Here is a 25,197-nt window from a genome sequence, read left to right on the forward strand (position 1 = left end):
CTAAAACAAACACCTAGAAAACTTTCGCTACTAAATATTCATACATTATCCATTTTCTCGGCATTGCCAGTATAAATGTTAAAGCTCCAACTGCTCGGCCCATTCACGGAACGCTTTGCCCTGCGTTGGATGGCGTAGACCAAAGGTCACAAAGGCTCGGAGATAACCTAGTTTTTCACCACAGTTGAACGATTCTCCCACCAGTTCCATCGCTTCTACCGTCTGTTGTTTCATCAAGTCAGCAATCGCATCGGTCAGTTGAATACGCCCCCAGGCACCTGGCTGAGTTTTTTCCAGAATAGGCCAGATGTTGGCAGAGAGCACATAGCGGCCTACAGCGGAATAATTAGACTTCAGTTTCACTTCACGGCTTGGCTTCTCAATGATCGACGTCATGCGTGAACTTTCCCCTGGTTGCAGGGTCGTGGTCTCACATTCCGCCACCGAGTAGTCATACAGCACATTTTCATCCGCGGGCTGCACCAGTACCTGGCTCAGCCCGTTATCTTCGAAGCGGGCAATCATATGCGCCAGGTTGTCTTTGTGCATATCGGCCTTGGCGTCATCCAGCAACACGTCTGGCAGCACTACCACAAAAGGTGAATCACCTACCAATGGTTTGGCACACAGTACCGCGTGCCCCAACCCTTTCGGCTGCCCTTGGCGAATATGCATCAGGGTTACGCCCTTCGGCGTGATGGATTTAACTTCATCCAGCAGCTGACGCTTCACGCGCGCTTCAAGCATCGCCTCAAGCTCATAAGACGTGTCGAAATGGTTTTCGATCGCGTTCTTGGATGAGTGGGTAACCAGAATGATTTCCTTGATCCCGGCAGCCACGCATTCGTTGATGATATATTGAATCAACGGCTTATCAACGATCGGCAGCATCTCTTTGGGGATCGCTTTGGTCGCAGGCAACATGCGCATACCCAGACCAGCAACAGGAATGACGGCTTTCAACTTCTTCGACATGGTGTTCCTCTTAAAATCTTGTGGTCGTGCTAACCGGCTCGGGCAATTACTTGCTGTTCAGGGTCTGTTTCATCCACTGAGTGAAGTTTTCGCCTTCGGAAGGGTGGCGCAAGGCATACTGTACAAACGCCTTCATATAGCCCAATTTGTCACCACAGTCGTGGGATTTGCCACTCATATGAAAAGCTTCAACCGTTTCCTGCTCCATCAGCATGGCAATGGCATCGGTCAGTTGGATTTCATCACCTGCTCCCGGAGGCGTTTTCTCCAACAATGGCCAGATATCGGCTGAGAGAACATAGCGCCCTACCACAGCCAGGTTGGAAGGCGCATCTTCCCGTGCCGGTTTTTCTACTACCGCAGTCATTGGCGTACTTGCACCAGCGGCTAACGCCACACCGCCGCAATCAACCACACCGTATTTGGAAACATCCTCTTGCGGCACTGGCTCAACCATAATCTGGCTAAAGCCGGTTTGCTCGAAGCGCTGGATCATTTTGGCCAGGTTTTCTTTCTGCAGGTCGGCGGTAGAGTCATCCAACAGCACGTCCGGCAGCAGCACCACAAAGGGGTTATCCCCAATCATTGGTTGAGCGCATAACACCGCGTGACCAAGCCCTTTGGCCTGCCCTTGGCGCACCTGCATCACCGTCACATCTGGCGGGCAGATACTTTGTACTTCGGCAAGCAGTTGGCGTTTTACCCGAGCTTCCAACATCGCTTCCAGCTCAAAGGAGGTATCAAAGTGGTTTTCAATCGCGTTTTTCGATGAGTGCGTAACCAGTACGATATCCTTGATGCCAGCCGCTACGCATTCGCTCACGATGTACTGAATCAATGGTTTATCGACCACAGGCAGCATTTCTTTCGGGATCGCCTTGGTTGCGGGCAGCATACGAGTGCCCAAACCTGCTACTGGGATAACGGCCTTCAATCTTTTTTGCATAAATTTTTCCACCGACAAATAACAAGTAAGTGTAACAGAGCCAGGAAGAGTGGCTAACCCAACGTCAAAATGAATTTTTAACCTTAAAAATCAATTATTTACACTCATTCAATGACATTTTGGGCACGCTACCGCCCTTGGCTTGCAGCTACCAATGCACTGTAGACAATGTTGAACTGACACCAGCGTGCAATCGACTCCACGCTTGTAGATGAACCTGGGGTTCTGTTCAGAATTTAATGAGAGGCAAGTCGCAGAATATAGGGAAAAGGCGGTGCCTTCCTGGCCAAGTGGTCAGTCTTGCTATCATTTATAGGATACTAAGATTCTTATACTATTGACCCGGTGAAACAAGTGTTAGTGACTATATTAAGTCCTTTTCAGAATAAGACTACTAAACACACGCTTTTTTTAAGATTCTACTCGCTTAACTATTTTATAACAAATTGATTATAATGGTTATTATCTAAGCGTGGAATTTATAAACAGTTATTTTTTCCTATGTTTTCTGATGGTTACCCCTGATGACAAGATCCTGACACTGTTTAATTATTCTACTTACATAGATTACCCGCATCCAGTGCGGATTTTGAGTTGAATTCCCCCCCTTCAGCGTCCATCATTCTCAATGCGGCATAAGCCGTCGAACTAAAGGTGAAATTAGGCGTATGGAATGGATCGCAGATCCAACAATTTGGGCCGGCTTGGCCACCCTGGTTGTACTGGAAATTGTACTGGGCATTGACAACCTGATCTTTATCGCCATTTTGGCAGAGAAATTACCCAAGAAACAACGAGATAAAGCCCGTATCGTCGGCCTTTTGCTGGCATTGGTGATGCGCCTGATGCTGCTAGCCTCGATATCCTGGCTAGCCACCCTGACCAAACCGCTGTTTGTGGCCATGGGGCACGCTTTCAGTGGCCGCGACCTGATAATGCTGGTCGGTGGTATCTTCCTGCTGTTTAAAGCCACTATGGAGCTGAACGAGCGGCTGGAGGGTAAAGACGAAGAACACCATGGGTCACGCAAAGGTGCGCGTTTCTGGCCGGTGGTCGCGCAAATTGTGGTGCTGGATGCTGTCTTCTCGCTGGATTCGGTGATCACGGCGGTTGGGATGGTCGATCATCTGGCCGTGATGATGATCGCGGTGTGTATCGCCATTGGTTTGATGTTGCTGGCCAGCAAGCCGCTCACGCGCTTTGTGAATGCTCATCCCACCATTGTTATTCTGTGCCTCAGCTTCTTGTTGATGATTGGTTTCAGCCTGGTAGCCGAAGGCTTTGGCTATGCCATTCCAAAAGGCTATCTCTACGCGGCTATCGGTTTCTCGGTGATGATCGAAGCCTTGAACCAGTTTGCCCAGTTTAACCGCCGCCGTTTTCTTTCCAAGGTGCGGCCTTTGCGTGAGCGTACCGCAGAAGCCGTATTGCGCATGTTAAGCGGCAAGCATGAAGAGGCCGAGATAGACAGCCATTCGGCACACCTGCTGGCAGACAGCTATAACGAAAATGGTGAAATCTTCAACCAGCAGGAACGCCATATGATCGAGCGGGTGTTGGGCATGGCACAACGCACCGTCAGCAGTATCATGACTTCGCGGCACGATGTGGAATACCTTGGGCTTAACGGTCCACTGGATAAATTGACGCAACTGTTGGAGAAAAACCAGCATACACGCATCGTGGTAACCGAAAATAGCGCCAGCGATGAGCCATTAGGGGTGATCCACACCATTGATGTGCTGAAACAGCAGTTGCAGCAATCACCACTGGATCTGCGCGCCTTGGTGCGTCAGCCGCTGATCTTCCCAGAGCAGTTAACGTTGCTGTCTGCATTGGAGCAGTTCCGCCAGGCCAAAACCCACTTTGCGTTTGTAGTGGACGAGTTTGGTTCAGTGGAAGGGGTGGTGACGTTAACCGACGTGATGGAAACCATCGCCGGTAATCTGCCAGAGGCCGATGAAGAGGTTGATGCACGCCATGATATCCAGCAAACCAGCGAAGGCGACTGGATTGCCAATGGCCATATGCCGCTGGAAGATCTGGTGCTGTATGTACCACTGCCGATAGAAGAAAAGCGGGAATATCATACCTTGGCAGGGTTGCTGATGGAGCATTGCCAGCGCATTCCACGCGAAGGGGAACTGTTGAAGATTGGCGACTATCTGTTTGAACCGTTGGAAATCAGTAGCCACCGCATCGTGAAGGTGAAGATCACGCCGTTAGTGACACCTAACGAAGAGGACGAAGAGTAAAATCCATGCTGGGCACCCGCTTGCGGTGCCCAGTTCAGATTGATGTCAAAGCGGTGATCTACACGGGCGCAACATACAGCGCCCCATTGTGAGCCGGTTGGCTGTTTCAACATGGCTTACAGGTGCACTGGCACCAGCAACTCCGTAGCCACCACTACCACCACCAGTCCGACAATCACCGGTACCGAGGTGCGTTTCACCACTTCGAACGGTGAGATTTTTGCCATACCGGAAACCGCGACTACCACACCAGAAACCGGCGAGAGCGTACGGCCCAGGTTGGAAGCTTGTAGCATCGGGATCACCAGGTAAGCCGGGTTAACCCCCATCTGTGCCGCCAGTTTCGGGATAAGCTCGACAAACGCATAAAACGGCGCATTACCAGATCCGGTCGTCATCGCAGCCAACATGGTGATCACCACCAGCACCAACATCATGATGATGCCACCGGTACCAAACGACTGTGCCAGGCTGATCAAGCCGCTGATAAAGCCCACGGTGCTCAAGCCTTGGGCAAACACCCCAGCCGCGACCAACAGCATCACCACGCTGGCAAACGCATCGGCCATGCCGCGATAAGCCACTTCTAAACCGGCGAACACCGTTTTGGCGTTGAAGCTGCGGATAAACTCGATCACCGCAGCCAGGAACATACAAATTACCAGTACGCTAATGATGTGCAGCTCCGGTCCCCATTTACCATCAAAAACCAGCACCCCCAGGATCGGGGTAAACGGCAAGATGGCATAAAAACCGGGCGCATTGGTGGTGATTTCACTCACGTCCATAATATGGTGCTGTTCGTTGGCCTTGCGATCGAGATAACGCTGCCAGAAGAAGTGGGCAATCGCCATACAGATAATGGCGGCGATGGAGATCGGCAGCGTGGTTTTGAAGGCGAAGTCCACCAGCGGCATTTCGGCCGCCTTGGCTGCCAGCACCACATCACCCGATGTAGGCGAAAGGATTATGGCTGCTGGAGAAGCACAGATAGCCGCCGCCGCACCACGGCTGATCCCCACGTTAACCATCAGCGGGAACAGCGTTGCCATCAGTAGCACACCCAACCCTGTCGCCGAAGAGACGGCCAGTGACATCAGGCAGGCAACAAAGTAGGCCGCAATCATCAGTAAATACGGGGAGTTGATCATCTGCAGCGGACGGGATGCCAGCTTTACCACCACGTCATTGGCGCCAATGTGCGTCATATAAGCGGCAAAGCCACACAGCATCATGATCATCATGCCGAGATCGCCACCGCGGCTCATCAGCAGGATTTTGACATATTCGAAAATATCGGTGGTGCGCCAGCCGGTCGAAGTCGCACTGGCGGGCAGCAGATTTTTGCCCATAAATGCACTCACCGCCAGCAGCACCAGGCCGCCAACCATTAACACCCCAGTGGCAGAATAGCCTTTGATGATGTAGCGGCCAACGAACACCGCCACCAAGGCTCCAATCATAAGTTCCATCATTATTCCTCGATTTAATTATTTTATTTCAGCGCATCGCCCCATGGCAGCCGAATAACGCCACACTCTGCCGAAAATCAGGACAGGATATTATGACATTCATCAAGGTTGCGGGGGGAAACTATCAACAAATCGTGAAATTCCAAGCCAGGTCGCTTTGGCAATCACCTCCAGCTGGCGGGTAGATGCCGGAGGCCGCAGCCAGACAGCCCAGAGCAAGCAAATCGGCCATCAATCATATAACCAATTGATTTAATGTCAAAAAATGAAATAACATCCCCTCTCCTATCTTACATACGCCTGCATGACATTGTGATCATGATCTGAATTTGTAGAATCTTTACACCAGATGTTAACGATGTGTGAGTTTGATCAAACAAATGTTTTCTCCACTTTGGTTATATGATCACCAATGTTCACGTTGTCATTTTTAGCCTGACGTTAAAAATCATGCATAACTTAATGAATAATATAAATTAAATAAGTTTTGTCCTTTTTATTTTGTAAAAAATGACAACGTCAACATTCGTTTCTGTATCGCTGTCTAGCATAATAATGGAGAGAAAAATGAGTCAGTTACCCGAAAAGATGAGCGCGGTAGTTTGCCATGGCCCGCAGGATTACCGTTTTGAACAAGTCCCTACCCCACTACCTAAAGCCAAAGAGTTGGTGATCAAGGTCGAAGGCTGCGGGATCTGTGCCGGTGATTGTAAATGTAAAAACGGTGCCCAGATGTTTTGGGGTGAAAATCCTTGGGTAAAACCGCCGGTCGTGCCCGGCCACGAATTTTACGGCCGCATTGTTGCCATGGGGGAAGGCACAGAGCAGAAATACAAGATCGGCGAACGCGTCATTGCCGAGCAGATCGTTCCCTGTTGGGAATGCCGTTACTGTAAATCCGGCAGCTATTGGATGTGTGAAACACACAATATCTACGGCTTCCAAAAGGATGTGGCCGAGGGAGGAATGTCGGAATACATGCGTTTTTCCGCCAACGCCATCGTGCACAAGATCCCGGAAAGCCTCAGCCATGAAGATGCCGTGCTGATCGAGCCGATGGCTTGCGCTATCCACACCGTTGCCCGTGGGGATATCCAGTTGGACGATGTTGTGGTACTGGCCGGTGCCGGGCCGTTGGGTCTGTGTATGGTGCAGGTTGCCAAACTGAAGACACCGAAAAAGCTGATCGTGATTGACGCCATCGACGAGCGCTTGGAGCTGGCAAAAGCGTTCGGTGCCGACGTGGTCATCAACCCGCTCAAGGAAGATGCCGATAAAATCGTCAAGGCGTTAACCGATGGCTACGGCTGTGATGTTTACATCGAAGCAACCGGCGCACCGATCGGCGTAACCCAAGGATTGCAGATGATCCGTAAGCTCGGCCGCTTTGTCGAGTTCAGCGTGTTTGGCAAGGAAACCACCGTCGACTGGTCAATCATCGGCGATCGCAAAGAGTTGGATATTCGCGGTGCGCACCTGGCACCTTACAGCTATGAAATTGCCATCGACCTTTTTGAACGCGGTCTGGTGACCTCCAAAGGTGTAGTAACCCACAGTTATTCATTAAACGAATGGGATCAGGCATTCGCCCTGGCTGATTCAACGGATTCCATCAAGGTTATTTTGGTTCCTTAATATTGAGTGATTAGTTTTAAGCAAATAATTATAACGCGCTTTTATAGCGAGGCCGACGTTTGGCCGATAACCACCTAATTATTATAAATAACACTGAAAGAAAGACACCGCCCCTACAACAGGAGAATAAACCATGTTTTCATTATTCAAGAAAACCTTACCCATGATGCTTGCTGGCGGCATGCTGCTGGCCAGCCAATCGGCATTAGCCAAACAGATCACCATTGGCGTTTCATTCCAGGAAATGAATAACGACTATTTTGTCTCAATGAAACAGGCATTAGAGCAGGCTGCCGGTGATATTGGCGCCAAGCTGTATATTGCGGATGCCCATCATGACGTCTCAAAGCAGATTAATGATGTGGAAGATATGCTGCAAAAGAAAGTCGATATTTTACTGATTAACCCAACAGATTCGGTTGGCGTGCAGTCGGCGGTAATCTCGGCCCATAAGGCCGGGGCGGTGGTCGTGGCGATCGATGCCCAGGCCGAAGGCCCGTTGGACTCCTTTGTCGGTTCGGAAAACTATGATGCCGGTTTCCAGGCGGGTGAATACCTGGCCAAATCTCTGGGCAACAAAGGCAAAGTGGCGATCCTGGACGGTATCCCGGTGGTGCCGATCCTGGAACGGGTACGTGGTTTTGAGGACGCCATTAAAAAACACCCGGAAATGCAGATTGTCACCAAGCAGAACGGCAAACAAGAGCGTGATACCGCACTGACCGTAACCGAAAACATGCTGCAATCCACTCCCGACCTGGCCGGTATCTTTAGCGTCAACGACGTAGGTGCCCTGGGTGCATTGGCCGCCATCGAGAGTAACGGTGCCAAGGTCAAATTGGTCAGCGTCGATGGCCAGCCTGAAGCGATTAAGGAGATCCTGAAACCGAACTCACCGTTTATCGCCACCTCAGCCCAGTTCCCACGCGACCAGGCACGTATTGCCTTGGGGATTGCCCTGGCCCGCCATTGGGGTGCCAACGTGCCGAGTACCATTCCGGTGAAAGTTAAGCTGATCGACAGCAGCAACGCCAAAGGCTTTAGCTGGTAAACGCCCGGCCTCGAGTTTGATGACCACGCGGCAATACTGCTGAATGTGTAGGGGCGAATACCTGTTTGCCCCAAATTGACACATTGATTATCAGAACATACGGCCCCCCAACAACACAACGAGCCGGTTGAGGTTTGTACCCGACCCATTTCGCAACGATGGGTATAAAACCCGGAGGAGTTAACCGTGACGGCGTTATTAGAATTAAAACAGATAAAGAAGTCCTTTCCAGGCGTGAAGGCGTTGGACGGTATTGACCTTACCATTCAACACGGCCAAATACACGCCTTGCTAGGAGAAAACGGAGCCGGTAAATCGACGTTGGTGAAAATCCTGTGTGGTATTCACCAACCGGATTCTGGTGAAATAATCATGGAGGGTACCAGCCGCCAGTTCGATAATTATCGGCAGGCCATTAACGCCGGAGTAGGGATCATATTTCAGGAATTCTCGCTTATTCCTTACATGAACGCCCTGGACAATATTTTCCTCAACCGGGAAATCAAGAACCGCTGGGGATTATTAGATCGTAAAGCGATGCGCAAGAAAGCCGAGGCTATTTTCAAGCGGCTGACGGTAAAAATCGATCTGGATTGCCCGGTGGCGCAGTTGAGCGTGGCACAACAACAGTTTGTCGAGATTGCCAAGGCGCTGTCACTGGACGCCCGCGTGCTGGTGCTGGATGAGCCGACCGCCACCCTGACGCCGGGTGAAGCCGAACACCTGTTCAGCGTAATGAACGATCTGAAACTGCTGGGCGTCGGCATGATTTTCATCTCGCACCACCTGGATGAAATCTTCACCATCTGCGACCAGATCACCGTCTTGCGCGACGGCACCTATGTGCAAACGCTGCCCACGGCCGACACCAACGTGGACGAACTGGTGAAGCTGATGGTCGGGCGCAAAATCGAAAATGCCTTCCCGGTGAAGTCGCACCCTGTCGACACCTCGGTACGCCTGCTGGAAGCCAGCATTCAACGCACCAAGCATCAGCAGGAAGATCGCTTCCATCTGTTCAAAGGGGAGATCCTGGGGTTTGCCGGATTAGTGGGCTCGGGCCGTACCGAGACGGTCTCCGCGCTGATTGGTGCCAGCGCCTGCTATCGCAAACAGGTCAGCCTTGGTGGGCAACCAACCCTCCTGCATAACCCGGCTTTGGCATTGAAGCAAGGCATTGGCCTGCTGCCGGAAAGCCGTAAAACCGAGGGGCTGGTGCTGCCCTTTTCCGTGGCGCAGAACATCACCCTCAATCGCCATGAGCGGTTCGGCAAGATATTCGTTAACGCCCGTAAGGACGACGATATCGTTCAGCGGCTGATCCGCGCGGTAGGCGTGAAAACCCCGGACGCGGATACCGCCGTCAGCACCCTGAGCGGCGGCAACCAGCAAAAAGTGGTCATTGCCCGCTGGCTGAACAATGACTGCAACATCCTTATTTTTGATGAGCCTACCCGTGGCATTGACGTCGGCGCCAAATCCGAAATCTATCAGCTGATGCAACAGCTCACGCAAAAAGGCATTTCTATCATCATGATTTCATCCGAATTACCGGAAATTATCGGCGTTTGCGATCGCGTGCTGGTGTTCCGTGGCGGCCACATTGTTGCCGAATTGGCCGGGAATGAAATCGAATCTCATAACATCATGCTTCATGCAACCGGGAGTGCATTATGATCGGAATTGAACCATCCCCACTGACACACGCGGCCCAGAACCAGAGCCTCGGCAAGCGTTGGAAGCTGCTGCTGCATCATCCCGCAATGCTGCCTTTTATCGGCTTTGCCATTTTGTTCCTGCTGATGAGCGGGCTTAATGACAGCTTCCTGACGGTCAACAACCTCACCAACGTGGCACGCCAGGTGTCGATCAACGCCATTATTGCGGTGGGCATGACCTGCGCGATCCTGACTGGAGGTATCGATCTGTCGGTCGGGCCGGTGATGGCACTGTCGGGTTCAATTGCCGCTGGCTTGATGCTGGGAGGGATCCCCATTCCTCTGGCGATGGTCGCCGCGTTGGCGATCGGTGCCCTGTTTGGCCTGGCCAACGGTGCCTGCATTGCCTATCTGCGCATGCCGCCGATTATCGTCACCCTGGCCTCAATGGGTATCGCCCGTGGTTTGGCACTGCTGTACACCGGCGGTTATCCAATTTCTGGCCTGCCAGACATGTTCTCCTTCTTTGGCCGCGGTTCCGTATTGGGTATTCAAGTTCCGGTGCTGATCATGGTCGGCGTTTATATTCTGGCCTATCTGATGCTTAACCACCTGCCGTTTGGCCGCTATGTCTACGCCATTGGCGGCAACGAAGAGGCCGCGCGCCTGAGCGGTATTCGCGTCCCCCGTTACAAGGTCCTGGTGTATGTGGTGAGCGGAACGACCGCCGCACTGGCTGGGTTGGTACTCACTTCACGTCTGATGAGCGGGCAGCCCAACGCCGGTGAAGGTTTTGAACTGGATGCCATCGCCGCCGTAGTGCTTGGTGGAGCCGCCATCTCCGGTGGCAGAGGCGCCATTATCGGCACGCTGGTCGGTGCAATGATGCTTGGCGTACTGAACAATGGTCTCAACCTGATGAGCGTATCGCCTTACATCCAGAACGTGGTCAAAGGTGGCATTATCCTCGCCGCTATCTACCTCAGTTCCAGCCGCCGTAAATAAGCCAGGGAGAACTGATATGGGATATTTTCTGGGCATTGATATTGGCGGCACGCTGATCAAGGCGGGTCTATACCGGGCTAACGGTGATGAAATTGCCGTGGCGGAGTGTGATGGGGAAACCGTTTCCCCGCAGCCCGGTTTCTCTGAACGCGAGATGGAGCCCTTGTGGCGTGACCTTTGCCAGACCATTCGCCAGGTACTCAGCCTCGCGGATATAACTGGCGATCGGGTGCGTGGTGTAAGCTTCTCATCACACGGCAAAGGGCTATATGCCATTGATAAAAAGGGCCAGCCGGTACGCAACGGCATCGTTTCTTCTGATACTCGTGCCGGTGCAATGGTGGTTGAGTTACAGCAGCAAGGTATCGAAGCCGTTACCTATCCGCGTAGCCTGCAACCCATCTGGAACAGCCATCCGGCAGTGCTGTTACGTTGGTTGAAGCAGCATGAGCCCGCACACTTTGAGGCGATTGATCGGGTATTGATGGCTCATGACTATCTGCGCTTTCGCCTGACCGGTGAAGCGACGGCGGAGATCACCAACATCTCCGGCAGCAACCTGTTCAACCAGCAAACGGCGGATTACGATCCTGTGTTGATGGCGGCATTCGGCATTGAGGAAGTGGCCGATAAAACCGCGCCGCTGCTGGGCTCCGCCGAGCTTGCCGGGCAAGTGACCGCCGCCGCTGCCGCCCAATGCGGATTACCCGCCGGAACGGCGGTGTATGGCGGCCTGTTTGATGTGGTTGGCGCAGCCTTGTGCTCGGGAGTAGTCGACAATCGTACCCTGAGTGCCGTAGCGGGTACCTGGTCGATCGCTACCTGCGTGACGGAGAGCCTGCTCCCCTCCTCCCATCCTTTTGCCTGGGGGCGTTATTGCATGGAGGGCCGCTACTTTGTTCACGAAGGCAGCCCAACCTCAGCGAGCAATCTGACCTGGTTCTTACGGCAGTTTTGCGACAACGATCATCAGCGCTATGCGCAGTTCAACCGTTGGGTACAAGAACGTAGCAAACAGCCGAGCAACATCACATTCCTGCCCTACCTGTTCGGCTCCAACCTCGGAAGCAATCTGCCGGGCGCGCTGATTGGCCTGAGCGGGCACCATGACATGGCCGATATCGTACATGCGATCTATCAGGGCATCGTGTTCTCACATCTGGTTCATCAGGATCGTCTGGTGGCGCTGAATCCACGCGTAGAGCGTATTCGCATGACCGGCGGCCCCACACAGTCCGAGGTCTGGATGCAAATGTTTGCCAACGCCGGCAATTTGCCGCTGGAGGTGGTGAACATCCGGCAAAGCGGCTGCCGGGCCGCAGCGATCTGTGCCGCCGTAGGCGCCGGGGAGTACAGCAGCTTTACCGAGGCCGTGCAGGTTATTCAACCTGAAGTCCATATCTATTATCCCGACGCGGCGGCTAACCAACGCTTACGCGATCGCTTTGCGGGCTACCTGAATATCGCCCAAGCATTAAATGAGGCCAACCAGCATGCACACCACTAATAACGTCTCGCTTGGGCTGTACGAGAAAGCCTTGCCGGCAGAGCTTGATTGGGCGCAACGCCTGGGTATCGCCAGCGAGCTGGGTTTCCAGTTTATGGAGATCTCCATTGACGAACAGCCGGAGCGCCAGCAGCGCCTGGACTGGGATCGTCAGCAACGGCTGGCGCTGATCAACGCCCGTTTTGACAGCGGTATCACGGTGCCCAGCATGTGCTTATCCGCCCATCGTCGTTATCCGTTTGGCAGTAATGATGCCGCCATCCGCCACCAGGCCCGCGCGTTGATGGAAAAGGCGTTGGACTTCGCCGTTGACGTCGGGATCAGAAATATTCAGCTAGCGGGGTACGACGTCTATTACGAAACGGCCAATCGCCATACGCGCCAGCGTTTTATCGAAGGTATGCAATGGGCAGTAGAGCTGGCGGCCAAGGCACAGGTGATGCTGTCCGTGGAGATCATGGATACCACCTTTATCAACAGCATCAGCAAGTGGCGTGAATTTGCCAGGCAGATTGAAAGCCCGTGGTTTACCGTCTATCCCGATGTCGGCAACCTCAGCGCCTGGGGCAATGACGTCGCGTATGAGCTGGAGCAAGGCATCGACAAGATCACCGCCATTCATTTAAAAGATACCTTGCCGGTGCTGCCGGGTACTACAGGGCAATTCCGCGATGTGCCTTTCGGCAGCGGCTGCGTCGACTTTGCCCATACGTTTGCCGTGTTAAACCGGCTCAACTATCGCGGCCCATTCCTGCTGGAAATGTGGACGCGCAACGATGGCCAGGATATCCAGCATATCACCCAGGCCAAAAGCTGGATCGAGCAGCAGATGAAACAGGGAGGCATCACATGTTAAGCGAGTTGAAGCAGCAGGTGTTGGCGGCCAATCTCAGCCTGCCGGGTTATGGTTTGGTGACCTTTACCTGGGGCAACGTGTCGGCGATCGATCGCCAGCAGGGGCTGGTGGTGATCAAACCTTCGGGGATCGCCTATGAGGTGATGACGGTAGAGGATCTGGTGGTGGTGGATTTGGACGGTGTGATCCAACAAGGGCAGCGTAAACCGTCCTCGGATACCGATACCCATTTGGCGCTGTATCGTGCCTTTCCTGCTATTGGCGGCATCGTCCATACCCACAGCCGTTATGCCACCATCTGGGCACAGGCCGGCCAGGCGATCCCGGCCCTGGGCACCACGCACGCCGACTATTTTTATGGTGACATTCCCTGTACCCGCCCTATGCGTGAGGACGAGATTGCTGGCGACTATGAACGGGAAACCGGCCAGGTGATTATCGAGACGTTCCAACAGGCGAAGCGCGATCCGCAACAGGTGCCGGGGGTCCTGGTCTATTCTCATGGGCCATTCGCCTGGGGAAAAACGGCGGCGGATGCGGTGCATAATGCGGTAGTGATGGAGGAAGTCGCGGCCATGGCGATGGCCACGCGGCAATTGACTCCGACGATCCCTCCCATGCAACCCGCACTGTTGGATAAGCACTTTTTACGCAAGCACGGTAAAAATGCTTACTATGGGCAGTAATGAGGTGGGATTAGCCTGATATTTCAGCGAATTGCCCCTCACCCTAACCCTCTCCCACAGGGAGAGGGGACTGAGCGTGCCACATATTAATTTAGGGTGTCTACTTTGGCTAGGTCAGAACATAGTCCCTACGCCTGACCACTACTCGTCCAATTTAGGCCATCAATTAATCTAGGGTGTCTAGTGTAGCCAGACCAAAACATAGCCCCTGCTCGGCACTAATTAGTGCCACAGCCAGCCCCTGAGCCTGACTGGCTACCCTTTTGGGGTGCCACGAATTAGCTTCCGTACCCAATAACATCACCGGAGCAGCTCCCTCTCCCTGTGGGAGAGGGTTGGGGTGAGGGAGCAACCAGCACATTACTCGACAAGTAGCATCCCGGTAAAAAATTCCCGCCGTAAAGGTTGATCGCTGTGATTATTTTGAATCGCATTAAACAATAACTCCGCCGCGATTTCCCCTAACACCTGCGTATCGTGATAAACCCCGGCAATATGTTGCCCATAATCCCGCGCCTTGGGCGGTTCATCGATCGAAAAGAATTTCACCCGATGATAAATATCCAACTGATGGCACAACGAAATCGCGCCCAGCGTGATAATACCGTTGAGACCAACGATATAATCCGGTTGATGCTGTTCATCGGCCAGATATTCTTTAACCCGTGCCGCCTGAGAAATAAAATCATAATCGCCATTGATAATGGTGATTTTACCCCCCTTTCCCTCCAGAGCATCAATAATACCCTGGGTTCGCACCAAGGTAATTTCCGAGTCGGCCGGGCCACCCAGGATCAGGACATTACTTTCCGGCTGTTCGGCCAGATATTTACCGGCCAGCTTGCCAATCTCTTGGTTGTTGAGGAATACGCCGCTAAGTTGTTGATTATAAATGTCCCTGTCGATCAGGATCAGCGGCGTATGATAGCGCTCGGCCTGATCAAGATAGGCGGGTTGATAATGCCGATCGTCGCGTACGGCAGAGAGCAAAATGCCCCGCGCCTTATAACCGAACAGCGCCTGTACCGCCTGCATTTCAGCCTCTTCGCTACCGTCGGTATCAAACAGCATAATCTGATAGCCCTGCATACGGGCAATACGCGATACGGTTTGGATCAGGTTGGAGTAAAAGGGATTATACATGCTGCTGGTAACAATGCCGATAATTTGGCTGCTGCTTTTCTTTAATCCCTGAGCGAAAGCATTGGGAACATAATTAAGCTCTTTGGCAATAGCATGAATTTTCTCCAGCGTTTCAGACTTTACCAGTTCGGGTTTATTAAAAGCACGGGAGACAGTGATATTGGTCACGTTGGCTCGGCGGGCAATATCCACAATGGTGGCATTAGAATTCGCTTTTGACACCGTCAATCCTTGCTTTATTCATTCACAGATCCCTTATTGTAGGGAAGCCATCAGCAGTATGCCAGATGAATGTGAGCGGAGTTGATTTTGTCTATCGGAGGGGCAAACCCGCGCTCATCCAAACCTAAAGAGAGCGCGGGCAGTTTTGATAAGGCTTACAGCTTATCGAGCAGCTTTTTCAGATCCTGGCCTTCCTGAGAGCCTTTATTCTTCTCGGCCCACTTGTTCAAGGCGTCTTTGGCACGATCCTGCAGCTTTTTACGCAATAGCTGATCGACCTGCAACTGATAATTTAGCTGATCCCACGGGCCATAGACGCGCAGTGGGATCGGCGTTTCGCGCAGTTGTGCGATTAGCGCATTGTTGCCCTGCCAACCTCCGGTTACCAGAACGTTCATGGTTAAATCGCACTGTTTGCCAGGCATGTTGAGTATACCGCTGCCGGTCAGGTTCATCACCGCAGACTCTGCCCGTAGCTCACTGAGCGTGATCTGCCCCTTGCTCAAGCTGGCCTTGGCACTCATTTGTTGTACAGCGGTGTAGCGCTGATTGTTATCCTCGCCACGCACGCTACTGTCATTACGCGCCACGGCTTGCTGGATAAGCTGTTGAATATTCAGACCATGCAGCTGCGCATTCTGCATGGACAGTTCCGCAGTCCCTTGCCAGCGATGTTCGAAAGCCGTTGCGTTGAGGCGATCGCCGCTCAAATCACCCTGCATGTTGAACGTGCCGGTCACTGCCAATGGCATGTCGAAGGCCTTGAGTACCTCACCCAGCTCAATGTGCCGTAACTGCGGCTGCAGTTTGATCAGCGGTTTATCAGCCCGCACATCCATTGAGCCTGGTAGGGAGAAATCACCGCCGGCCAACTTACCAGACAGCGTAGCCACCGTCATTAATCCCTGTTGGTTGCTTGCCTGTACCGCCAGTTGATTAACCGACATCCCACGATAAGTCACCTGATCCGCCTTCAGCTTAAGCTGCGCGTTGAAGTCACGTAACACCTGTAAATTCTGTTGCGGATCGTCGGCCTGATTAGCGATCACCGGGGATGCGGTCACCGGTTGCGGCGGCTGCTCCTCATCAGGGGTTGTTGTCTGCCAGCCCGAGAGTGCATCCAGATCGAGTTGTGTGGCGCTGAGATCCAAGGTGTAAGCAGGCACTGGCCCCAGCTGCGCGCTAACACTCCCCGTCAACTGGCTATCGTTGGCACTGAGCATCAATTGGCTCAAGGCAATCTGCTGCGCAGCCTGCTGATAAACCGCCTGTACGCTCCCTCCCCCCTTGATGGCACCGGCAAGAATATCTGCGCCCTCAAGCTGATAGCTAAACTGCGTGACCTGCGCGCCTATCTGGCGGGGAAACTGTTGCAGATCGAGATTGGCCGCCAGGTTGAAGCTCAGATCGCGTTGATCGCGATTCACCCGGCTGGAAAGTTCGATCTGCGCCTGATGCTTTTCATTCTGCTGCAGGGTTAAATTGATATCGCGAACGTTAATCTGCTCGTTGTTGGCCCGTTGCCAGATCAGCAGGCTATCCACCACCCGCAGGTTGTCGATATCAAATTTCCACAGGGATCCCGAGCTATCATCCGATTGGCTACCACCGGGGGCGATAGGGGCATCGGGCTGGTTTTGCTCTGCGCTGTCGGGGGTCAGGCGGATGACGGCATTTTTCAGCATCACCTGTTTGACATAAAGCTGGTGGGAGAGGAGCGGCAGCAGTTTGACATCCAGACGCATATTATCTGCACTGACCGCCGGAGCCGCTGCCCCTGGCGCCGTCAGCGTCATTCGCCCGGCAAGAATGCTCAGCTGTGGCCAGACATGCCAACGAAGGTCGCCTTCCAGCGTCAGATGATAACCGCTGCGCTGTTCCACCTTCTTGATCATATAGGTGCGGAAATCATTCGGATTAACCAACAGCACCAAGGCAGACATCCCTGCCACCAGCACCACCAGCAAAATCACCAAAGTCGTCAGTAGTCTTCTCATGCCATCCTCGTGTCAGCGCAATACCGATTCGCTGTTAATCCTTGTCAATTCGACTGGCCACGGCCCCTTGCTGATCCCTGTATTTCGCGTCCTGGCGGCTGTTGTATGGCCGTGCCGCAGGCCCGGATAGCGGTTCAAAACTCAGCGCACCGATCAACATGCCAGGGCGTAATGCCAACGGCAGCTTACCTGAATTATAGAACTCCAGCACAATACAGCCTTGCCAACCTGGATCGATACGGTGTGCGGTCACGTGCACCATCAATCCCAGACGGGCTAACGAAGAGCGGCCATCGAGCCAGCCAACCAGATCGTTAGGGATGGTGACCGACTCCAGCGTCACCGCCAGCGCCAGTTCTCCTGGATGGAGGAAGAAGGCTTCGCCTTCCGGCAGCACGATTTCATCGCTCATTACGCGGTCAAGAGCGGCACTCACTTCATCCTTTGGGCCACTGAGATCGATAAAGGCAGCGGTGTGGCCACGGAACACGCGGAACTGATTGCCCAGACGGACATCCACTGTGGCCCCGTTAATACGCTCAATGGGAGGACGCGGTGAAATCACCAGTTTTCCGTTATCCAGCCAGGCTTCGATATCGCGGTCGCACAGTCTCATTATTTTCTCCATTCCATCAAGACGCATAAACTCATACGAAAATTGCCACACAACTGGCTCAAGGTCTATGTCAGGACTCAAATAGTTCGCTAAAGGCCAGCAAAACAGGCTGACCTGTTAATGACTTATTCAAAGAATTGGCTGATTTTTGCCTTCAGGATATCTATCGCGATACGGTTTTTACCCCCGCGCGGTACGATAATATCGGCATATTGCTTTGACGGCTCAATAAACTGCAGGAACATTGGGCGGACGGTTTTCTGGTACTGCGCCATCACGGAATCCATGGAGCGGCCACGCTCATTCACGTCGCGCTTCATACGGCGCATCAGGCAAATATCCAACGGGGTATCAACAAAGATCGAGAAATTCATTTCCTGGCGCAGGCGGATATCCGTCAACAGCAGGATCCCTTCCAGGATGATGACTTTCTTGGGTTCCAGGTGAATCGTCTCTTTCTTGCGCGTATGTTCGGTGTAGCTATATAGCGGCAACTCAATCGCCTGGCCGGATTTCAGCATTTGCAGATGCTGGAACAGCAGGTTGTGATCCATGGCGCTGGGGTGGTCATAGTTGGTTTTGACCCGCTCTTCCATGGTCAGGTGCGTCTGGTCTTTGTAGTAACTGTCTTCCGGGATCACACCGATATGTTGATCGCCAACCTGATCGCGGAGTTCGCGGTATAACGTACTGGCAATAAGGCTTTTTCCGGAGGCTGATGCGCCAGCTATACCAATAATGACGCACTGATGCGACTTGTCAGTCATAAAATTAAAGACCTGATTTCAATGTGGGGAAAGGGGGTATAAAGCAGGCCAATTATAGGGAGTTAGTGCTCCCGGCGCCAGCGTTTAGAAGGTTGGACGGGTGATAATCCCCACAAACCGGGGTAATTGACGAGCAGATTATCTTTTGCCGGGGGATTTAAGATTTTTTACGCTACTGCAAATCGGCGACTCAGGGTACAATTCGCGCCATCATAAAGACCGTCTTCGATCCTATTTCTTAGAGTACAACCGCACATGAACTGGCATTTTCTGACTTTCTTTGGTGACAGCATGCTGCTGCTGCCCTGCGCAGCCATCGTCTTTATTATTCTAATCCTGTCCCCTGCCAGCAGAAAGCCGACCTGGCAATGGATGCTGTTGTTTGGCGGCGTGGGTGCCGTAGTTTGCGCATCAAAGCTGGCGTTTATGGGCTGGGGCATCGGCAGCCGCCACTGGGATTTTACCGGGTTCAGCGGCCACTCGGCCCTGTCTGCCAGTATCTGGCCGGTTTTGCTGTGGTTGCTCTGTGGGCGTTTCTCGTCGCCGGTCAGGCGTACTGCGGTGGTCGTCGGCTATCTGTTGGCTGCCGCAGTAGGTTATTCACGTTTGGTGATCCACGCCCATTCCACTTCTGAGGTGATCACCGGCCTGGCGCTCGGTTTTATCGTCAGCAGCACCTTCTTAATGCTGCAACGTGGCACGCTGCCACCGCGGCTGTCTTACCGCAAAATCGCCGTTACGCTGGCGCTGCCCATTGTCCTGATCAATTCCGGCACTGCGGCACCGACCCAGGGGTTATTGGAACGGATTGCCGTGACCATTGCGCCGGTAGAGAAACCTTTTGTCCGGGCCGATCTGCATAAAGAACCCTCCCCCACAGGGAGAGGGTGAGGTAACATCACAGCGCGCGGAAGGAGATCTCGGTAGGGATAGCTTCCCCCTGCCAGTACATCTGAGCCGCGACGCGCCCCGCCAGTTGACGGTACATCTCGGCAAACTCGCTGTCCGGGCGGCTGACTACGGTCGGTTGCCCACGATCCAGATCTTCACGCAACGAAATATGCAGCGGCATTTGCCCCAACAGGCGGCTATGGTATTTCTGCACTAGTTTCTCTGCCCCACCGGTGCCAAAAATAGGCTCATGATGACCACAGTTGCTGCAGACATGCATGCTCATGTTCTCGACGATGCCCAATACCGGCACATGCACCTTTTCGAACATCACAATCCCCTTGGCAGCATCAAGCAAGGCAATATCCTGTGGCGTCGTTACCACCAGCGCCCCGGTCACCGGGATATTCTGCGACAAGGTCAATTGGATATCCCCAGTTCCCGGCGGCATATCCAGCACCAGATAATCCAGATCCGGCCACAGCGTATCCTGCAACAGTTGCAGCAGCGCCTTGCTGGCCATCGGCCCGCGCCACACCATGGCGTTGTCGTCGGTCACCAGATAGCCGATAGAGTTGGTCGCTAAACCGTGCGCTATGATCGGAGCCATATGCTGGCCATCTGGCGAGGTCGGGCGTTCATGTTCAGTACCCAGCATGTTGGGGATCGACGGCCCATAAATGTCCGCATCCAGGATACCCACTTTGGCACCTTCGGCGATCAGCGCCAGCGCCAGATTGACCGCGGTGCTGGATTTCCCCACTCCGCCTTTACCCGAGCTGACGGCAATAATGTTGCGCACGCCTTTCACACCGGCCTGGTCATTGGCACGTTTCAGGGTGGTGATATCGTGTTTCAGCTTCCAGTCGATAGCCTGAACGCCGGTCACGCGCAGCAGCTCGGCGCTTACCGACTCTTTCAGCGCTGCAAACCCACTTTGCCAGGCAAAAGGCATGACCAACTCAATATGCAGAACATTGTCCAGCAGCGTGCAGTGGTGAATGGCTTTCAGTGCGGTCAGGTTATTTTTTAACGTCGGATGTTCGAAGGCGGCCAATACTCCGGTCACCAGGGCGCGCAGAACTTCAGGGTTGGTCTGCTCAGGGGATTTGGCGTTCATCCCGGCTCCTTGATTTTGAATGGGTAGCAACCTGATAAGCATATCAGAATTGCAGGGTAACTCGCTCGTATAACCCGAAAGAAACCGCCCTAGCAGCAGAGAGCGCGATCGGGTAACATCAAAGACCCTTTTCACTCATTAAAGAAAGCAATTTTTCATTATGGCTCAAGTCGCGAAAAAATTATTGGTGACGTGCGCGCTACCGTACGCAAATGGTTCCATCCATCTCGGCCACATGCTCGAGCACATCCAGGCAGATATCTGGGTTCGTTACCAACGAATGCGCGGCAACGAAGTTCATTTCATCTGTGCGGATGACGCGCACGGTACGCCAATCATGCTCAAAGCACAGCAGATGGGTATCCCGCCAGAAGAGATGATCGCGGAAATGAGCCGCGAGCACCAACAGGATTTCGCCGGTTTTGGCATCAGCTATGAGAATTATCATTCGACCCATAGCGAAGAAAACCGTGAACTGTCCGGTGTGATCTATGGCCGCTTGAAAGAGAACGGTCATATCAAGCGACGCACCATTTCTCAGCTTTACGATCCCGAGAAAGGCATGTTCCTGCCGGATCGTTTTGTGAAGGGCACCTGCCCGAAATGTAAATCTCCGGATCAATATGGCGATAACTGCGAAGTGTGTGGCGCAACCTACAGCCCAACCGAGCTGATCGACCCTAAATCCGTGGTTTCTGGCGCTACTCCGGAGATGCGTGATTCTGAGCACTATTTCTTCGACCTGCCCGCTTTCAGCGACATGCTGCAGGCCTGGACGCGCTCCGGCGCGCTGCAAGAGCAGGTAGCCAACAAGATGCAGGAATGGTTCGAATCCGGCCTGCAACAGTGGGATATCTCCCGCGACGCGCCGTATTTCGGCTTCGAAATTCCGGATGCCCCAGGCAAGTATTTTTACGTCTGGCTGGATGCGCCAATCGGTTACATGGGTTCGTTCAAGAACCTGTGCGACAAACGCGGCGATCTGGATTTCGACGAGTTCTGGCGCAAAGACTCCACTACCGAGCTGTATCACTTTATCGGTAAGGATATCGTCTATTTCCATAGCCTGTTCTGGCCGGCGATGTTGGAAGGCAGTGATTTCCGCAAGCCAACCAGCCTGTTTGTGCACGGCTATGTGACGGTGAACGGCGCCAAGATGTCCAAGTCGCGCGGCACCTTCATTAAAGCTGGCACCTACCTCAAGCATCTGGATGCCGACTGCCTGCGTTACTACTACGCCGCCAAGCTCTCTTCACGCATCGACGATATCGACCTGAATCTGGAAGACTTCGTACAGCGCGTGAATGCGGATATCGTGAACAAAGTGGTGAACCTGGCTTCCCGTAACGCTGGCTTTATCAACAAGCGTTTTGCCGGGCAGTTAGCCGATCATCTGGCCGACCCCGCGCTGTACCAGACCTTTGTTGATGCTGCCACCAGCATTGCGCAGGCCTATGCCAGCCGTGAAACCAGCCGGGCGATCCGCGAAATCATGGCGCTGGCCGATCTGGCCAACCGCTATGTCGATGAGCAGGCTCCTTGGGTAGTAGCGAAAGAAGAAGGCCGCGACGCCGATCTGCAAGCTATCTGTTCGATGGGCATCAACCTGTTCCGCGTGCTGATGACCTATCTGAAGCCGGTACTGCCTGCGTTGACCGAACGTGCCGAAGCGTTCCTCAATTGCGAACTGAGCTGGGATGGTATTGAGCAGCCGCTGCTGGGCCATCAGGTGAGCACTTTCAAGGCGCTGTTCAACCGTATCGATCTCGACAAAGTGAATGAAATGGTCAATGCATCAAAAGAAGATCTGGCCGCCAGCCAGAAGGTTGTCAGTGGCCCGCTGGCGGACGATCCGATCCAGGACACCATCAGTTTTGACGATTTTGCCAAGGTCGATATGCGCATCGCGCTGATCAAGAGCGCCGAGTTTGTTGAAGGTTCCGACAAGTTGCTGAAGCTGCAGTTGGATCTGGGTGGCGAATCGCGCCAGATTTTCTCCGGGATCCGCTCTGCCTACCCTGATCCTTCACTGCTGGAAGGGCGTTTGACGATTATGGTGGCCAACCTGGCGCCGCGTAAGATGCGCTTTGGCGTTTCCGAAGGGATGGTGATGGCGGCTGGCCCTGGCGGCAAGGAGATCTTCCTGCTCAGCCCGGACAGCGGCGCACAGCCTGGTATGCAGGTTAAGTAAGCTTTTGTAATATAACAAAGTCCCCTCACCCTAACCCTCTCCCGCAGGGAGAGGGGACTGATCGAGTTCGTTGATTTCTCTGAGTCATACCCAACCTTTCTTCTTATTCATTTCTTTCTTCATTTCTTTCCGATCTAGTAATGCCTAGCTTCTATTTACTCCTTACTTTCCGAAGCAGCACGGGCTAACTATATGCTCCGGACAGCCCCCTCTCCCTGTTGGAGAGTGAGCTGATCGAGTTCGTTGATTTCTCTGAGTCATACCCAACCTTTCTTCTTATTCATTTCTTTCTTCATTTCTTTCCGATCTAGTAATGCCTAGCTTCTATTTACTCCTTACTTTCCGAAGCAGCACGGGCTAACTATATGTTCCGGACAGCTCCCTCTCCCTGTGGGAGAGGGTTGGGGTGAGGGGCAATCTCAACGGCCAGAATAAAGGGATATCTTGCGCTGCAGATGCCATAAAATCACCTGTCTCACGCCCTCCCAATTAAGTAAAACTTCATCGTTCCAAAAACGAATCACGGTAAATCCCTGGCGTTTTAGAAAGCTTGTGCGCTGCTGGTCATAAGCCGCCTGCACCGAATGCTGGCCACCATCCAGCTCAACAATCAGCTTCGCCTGCCAGCACGCAAAATCGGCAAAGAAAGGCCCAACCGGAAATTGCCGTCGAAACTTAAACCCCGCCAAGCGGCGATCGCGCAGCTGTAACCACAAAAATTTTTCGGCATCCGTCATGCAAGCCCGCAATCGGCGGGCTTTGGTTAAGGTTGTTGTTTTTGTCATAGCGACCTCCGCAACAACGCTACCCTTGCAAAAGAGGGTCAGCCATAGCCTCCTGCCAAAACTGCGTACCCCATCCAAACCAATCGTTATAACACCTGAAAAAAATTCATAAGCCGGTGGATTCCCAAGTGCCGGACATCTGGTTATGATGCTGCATCGCACAAAATAGACGTCCAGACATAAAGACAGCCACACATCCAATTTTACCGGGAACTCTTCACCTGCTTCGGAGCCAATAATGAAAACGATAAAGACCTCACTGCTCGCCCTCAGCCTGCTGACCAGCCTGCCCCTGCTGGCCGCTGAAGCCACGCTTGCCCCCGTTCCTGACGCTATTGCCCAACATCAGGGGCAAATCCGCGTCGCGGTGATCCGTAACCTGGGTTCCGACGACAACACCACCCAGTTTTTGGCCGGAGCAATCCAGGAAGGGCGCAAGCTCGGTTTCAAGGTCGACACTTTCCTGAGCAACGGTGACGACGCGCGTTTTCAGGATTTCGTCAACCAGGCCATCAGCCAGAAGTATGACGGCATCATTCTTTCTCAAGGCCGCGCGCCCTATTCCACCGATCTGGTCAAGCGCATCGCTGCGGCAGGTATTGCGGTGTCGGCCTTTGATACCGACGTTAGCGGCGAGATCCCAGGAGTCACCGTTTCCCAACAGGATGATGCCTCTCTGGCCAATGAGTCTTTCGGCCAGCTGATTAAAGACTTCGACGGTAAGGCCAACATTATCAAGCTGTGGGTTGCAGGCTTCCCGCCGATGGAGCGCCGCCAGGCCGCTTACCAGCAATTACTCAAGCAAAATCCGGGTATTCATGAGTTGGAGTCGATCGGGGCAGTTTCCTCCGACGTCCAGGGCGATACCGCCAATAAAGTCGGCGCTGTGCTGGCCAAATACCCGAAAGGTAAAGTCGATGCCATCTGGGGCACCTGGGATGCCTTCAGCCAGGGAGCCTATAAGGCGCTGCAAGAAAATGGCCGCACCGAAATCAAGCTCTACAGCATCGATATCTCCAACCTGGATCTCCAGTTGATGCGCGAAGCCGGTAGCCCATGGAAGGTCAGCGTCGCGGTGGATACCAAGCTGATCGGCGCCGTCAACCTACGGCTGATTGCCAACAAGCTGGCGGGTGAGCCAACTCCCGCCACCTATCAGTTTAAAGCCGCCGCTATCCCGCAGGCCCTGCTGGTCAGCCAGACCGCTCCGATCAATGTCGCCTCACTGGGCAAAATTATTCCAGGCTGGGGCAGTAGCGAAGATTTCATCCAACCCTGGTTTGCCACCCTGCAGGCCAAATCCGGTAAATAATGCTGTTTTATCGAGGGGCTACAGACGTAGCCTCTTTTTTTTAAACAATTTTTCCGCTCCCCCCTTCTCAGCACCACAAAATAAGCTACTGTAGTTGCATGGGCGTA

Annotated in this window: 20 protein-coding genes; 11 read left to right on the forward strand and 9 right to left on the reverse strand. The window is 53.3% G+C overall.

Annotated features, from left to right (window positions below):
• Positions 1-78 precede the first annotated feature (78 nt).
• Positions 79-975 carry a sugar phosphate nucleotidyltransferase gene (locus ABIE29_RS11100; protein ID WP_429618744.1) on the reverse strand — a complete coding sequence of 299 codons (897 nt, stop codon included), beginning with the start codon at positions 973-975 and terminating at the stop codon, positions 79-81.
• Between the two features lie 46 nt (positions 976-1,021).
• Complete coding sequence (gene galU, locus ABIE29_RS11105) at positions 1,022-1,921, reverse strand: UTP--glucose-1-phosphate uridylyltransferase GalU (RefSeq protein WP_429618747.1); 900 nt, start codon at positions 1,919-1,921, stop codon at positions 1,022-1,024.
• A gap of 668 nt (positions 1,922-2,589) precedes the next feature.
• Between galU and ABIE29_RS11110 the strand changes: the two genes are divergently transcribed.
• Positions 2,590-4,176: a TerC family protein gene (locus ABIE29_RS11110; protein ID WP_429618748.1), complete on the forward strand. Its 1,587-nt coding sequence runs from the start codon at positions 2,590-2,592 to the stop codon at positions 4,174-4,176.
• A gap of 116 nt (positions 4,177-4,292) precedes the next feature.
• On the opposite strand, the gene dcuC is transcribed toward ABIE29_RS11110, so the two are convergent.
• A complete protein-coding gene (dcuC, locus tag ABIE29_RS11115; protein WP_429618751.1) occupies positions 4,293-5,651 on the reverse strand; it encodes an anaerobic C4-dicarboxylate transporter DcuC in 1,359 nt (452 codons plus the stop codon).
• Positions 5,652-6,215: 564 nt separating this feature from the next.
• On the opposite strand from dcuC, the gene ABIE29_RS11120 reads away from it, so the two are divergent.
• The 7 genes from ABIE29_RS11120 (at position 6,216) to araD (ending at position 14,046) form a co-directional block, all read left to right on the forward strand.
• Positions 6,216-7,283 carry a zinc-binding dehydrogenase gene (locus tag ABIE29_RS11120; RefSeq protein WP_024528572.1) on the forward strand — a complete coding sequence of 356 codons (1,068 nt, stop codon included), beginning with the start codon at positions 6,216-6,218 and terminating at the stop codon, positions 7,281-7,283.
• Between the two features lie 133 nt (positions 7,284-7,416).
• Positions 7,417-8,334 (forward strand): substrate-binding domain-containing protein, encoded by a 918-nt coding sequence (locus tag ABIE29_RS11125; protein ID WP_429618753.1) that lies wholly within the window; start codon positions 7,417-7,419, stop codon positions 8,332-8,334.
• A 186-nt stretch (positions 8,335-8,520) separates the two neighbouring features.
• On the forward strand, positions 8,521-10,011 hold the full coding sequence (locus ABIE29_RS11130) for a sugar ABC transporter ATP-binding protein (RefSeq protein WP_429618755.1): 1,491 nt from the start codon (positions 8,521-8,523) through the stop codon (positions 10,009-10,011).
• A complete protein-coding gene (locus ABIE29_RS11135; RefSeq protein WP_429618757.1) occupies positions 10,008-10,997 on the forward strand; it encodes an ABC transporter permease in 990 nt (329 codons plus the stop codon). The genes ABIE29_RS11130 and ABIE29_RS11135 overlap by 4 nt, the downstream gene beginning before the upstream one ends.
• Before the next feature lie 16 nt (positions 10,998-11,013).
• On the forward strand, positions 11,014-12,504 hold the full coding sequence (locus tag ABIE29_RS11140; protein ID WP_429618760.1) for an FGGY-family carbohydrate kinase: 1,491 nt from the start codon (positions 11,014-11,016) through the stop codon (positions 12,502-12,504).
• Complete coding sequence (locus tag ABIE29_RS11145) at positions 12,491-13,360, forward strand: L-ribulose-5-phosphate 3-epimerase (protein WP_429618763.1); 870 nt, start codon at positions 12,491-12,493, stop codon at positions 13,358-13,360. Before ABIE29_RS11140 ends, ABIE29_RS11145 begins: the two co-directional genes overlap by 14 nt.
• Positions 13,354-14,046 carry an L-ribulose-5-phosphate 4-epimerase gene (gene araD, locus ABIE29_RS11150; protein WP_429618766.1) on the forward strand — a complete coding sequence of 231 codons (693 nt, stop codon included), beginning with the start codon at positions 13,354-13,356 and terminating at the stop codon, positions 14,044-14,046. The genes ABIE29_RS11145 and araD overlap by 7 nt, the downstream gene beginning before the upstream one ends.
• Positions 14,047-14,406: 360 nt before the next feature.
• On the opposite strand, the gene ABIE29_RS11155 is transcribed toward araD, so the two are convergent.
• The 4 genes from ABIE29_RS11155 to udk all read right to left on the reverse strand — a co-directional run bounded on the left by ABIE29_RS11155 (position 14,407) and on the right by udk (position 18,791).
• The gene (locus ABIE29_RS11155; RefSeq protein ID WP_429618769.1) at positions 14,407-15,411 is read right to left on the reverse strand and encodes a LacI family DNA-binding transcriptional regulator; all 1,005 of its coding nucleotides are present in this window, start codon (positions 15,409-15,411) and stop codon (positions 14,407-14,409) included.
• A gap of 155 nt (positions 15,412-15,566) precedes the next feature.
• Positions 15,567-17,408, reverse strand: a complete 1,842-nt coding sequence (asmA, locus tag ABIE29_RS11160; RefSeq protein WP_429618771.1) for an outer membrane assembly protein AsmA — start codon at positions 17,406-17,408, stop codon at positions 15,567-15,569.
• A 34-nt stretch (positions 17,409-17,442) separates the two neighbouring features.
• On the reverse strand, positions 17,443-18,024 hold the full coding sequence (gene dcd, locus ABIE29_RS11165; protein ID WP_024484888.1) for a dCTP deaminase: 582 nt from the start codon (positions 18,022-18,024) through the stop codon (positions 17,443-17,445).
• A 125-nt stretch (positions 18,025-18,149) separates the two neighbouring features.
• Positions 18,150-18,791, reverse strand: coding sequence for a uridine kinase (udk, locus tag ABIE29_RS11170; RefSeq protein ID WP_021180590.1), 642 nt, complete (start codon positions 18,789-18,791; stop codon positions 18,150-18,152).
• 255 nt (positions 18,792-19,046) lie between these two features.
• Here udk and ABIE29_RS11175 point away from each other — a divergent pair, with 255 nt between their 5' ends.
• Positions 19,047-19,682 carry a phosphatase PAP2 family protein gene (locus ABIE29_RS11175; RefSeq protein ID WP_429618775.1) on the forward strand — a complete coding sequence of 212 codons (636 nt, stop codon included), beginning with the start codon at positions 19,047-19,049 and terminating at the stop codon, positions 19,680-19,682.
• Positions 19,683-19,689: 7 nt separating this feature from the next.
• Here the strand turns inward: ABIE29_RS11175 and apbC are convergent, their stop codons facing one another.
• Positions 19,690-20,802, reverse strand: coding sequence for an iron-sulfur cluster carrier protein ApbC (gene apbC / locus ABIE29_RS11180; protein WP_429618778.1), 1,113 nt, complete (start codon positions 20,800-20,802; stop codon positions 19,690-19,692).
• Positions 20,803-20,962: 160 nt separating this feature from the next.
• Between apbC and metG the strand changes: the two genes are divergently transcribed.
• The gene (gene metG, locus ABIE29_RS11185; RefSeq protein ID WP_024528561.1) at positions 20,963-22,993 is read left to right on the forward strand and encodes a methionine--tRNA ligase; all 2,031 of its coding nucleotides are present in this window, start codon (positions 20,963-20,965) and stop codon (positions 22,991-22,993) included.
• 419 nt (positions 22,994-23,412) lie between these two features.
• On the opposite strand, the gene ABIE29_RS11190 is transcribed toward metG, so the two are convergent.
• On the reverse strand, positions 23,413-23,778 hold the full coding sequence (locus tag ABIE29_RS11190) for an endonuclease domain-containing protein (RefSeq protein ID WP_429618782.1): 366 nt from the start codon (positions 23,776-23,778) through the stop codon (positions 23,413-23,415).
• Positions 23,779-24,016: 238 nt separating this feature from the next.
• Between ABIE29_RS11190 and ABIE29_RS11195 the strand changes: the two genes are divergently transcribed.
• Complete coding sequence (locus ABIE29_RS11195) at positions 24,017-25,090, forward strand: sugar ABC transporter substrate-binding protein (protein WP_429618784.1); 1,074 nt, start codon at positions 24,017-24,019, stop codon at positions 25,088-25,090.
• Positions 25,091-25,197 lie beyond the last annotated feature (107 nt).

The organism is Serratia sp. 2723, from assembly GCF_050434425.1.
Classification (GTDB): domain Bacteria; phylum Pseudomonadota; class Gammaproteobacteria; order Enterobacterales; family Enterobacteriaceae; genus Chania.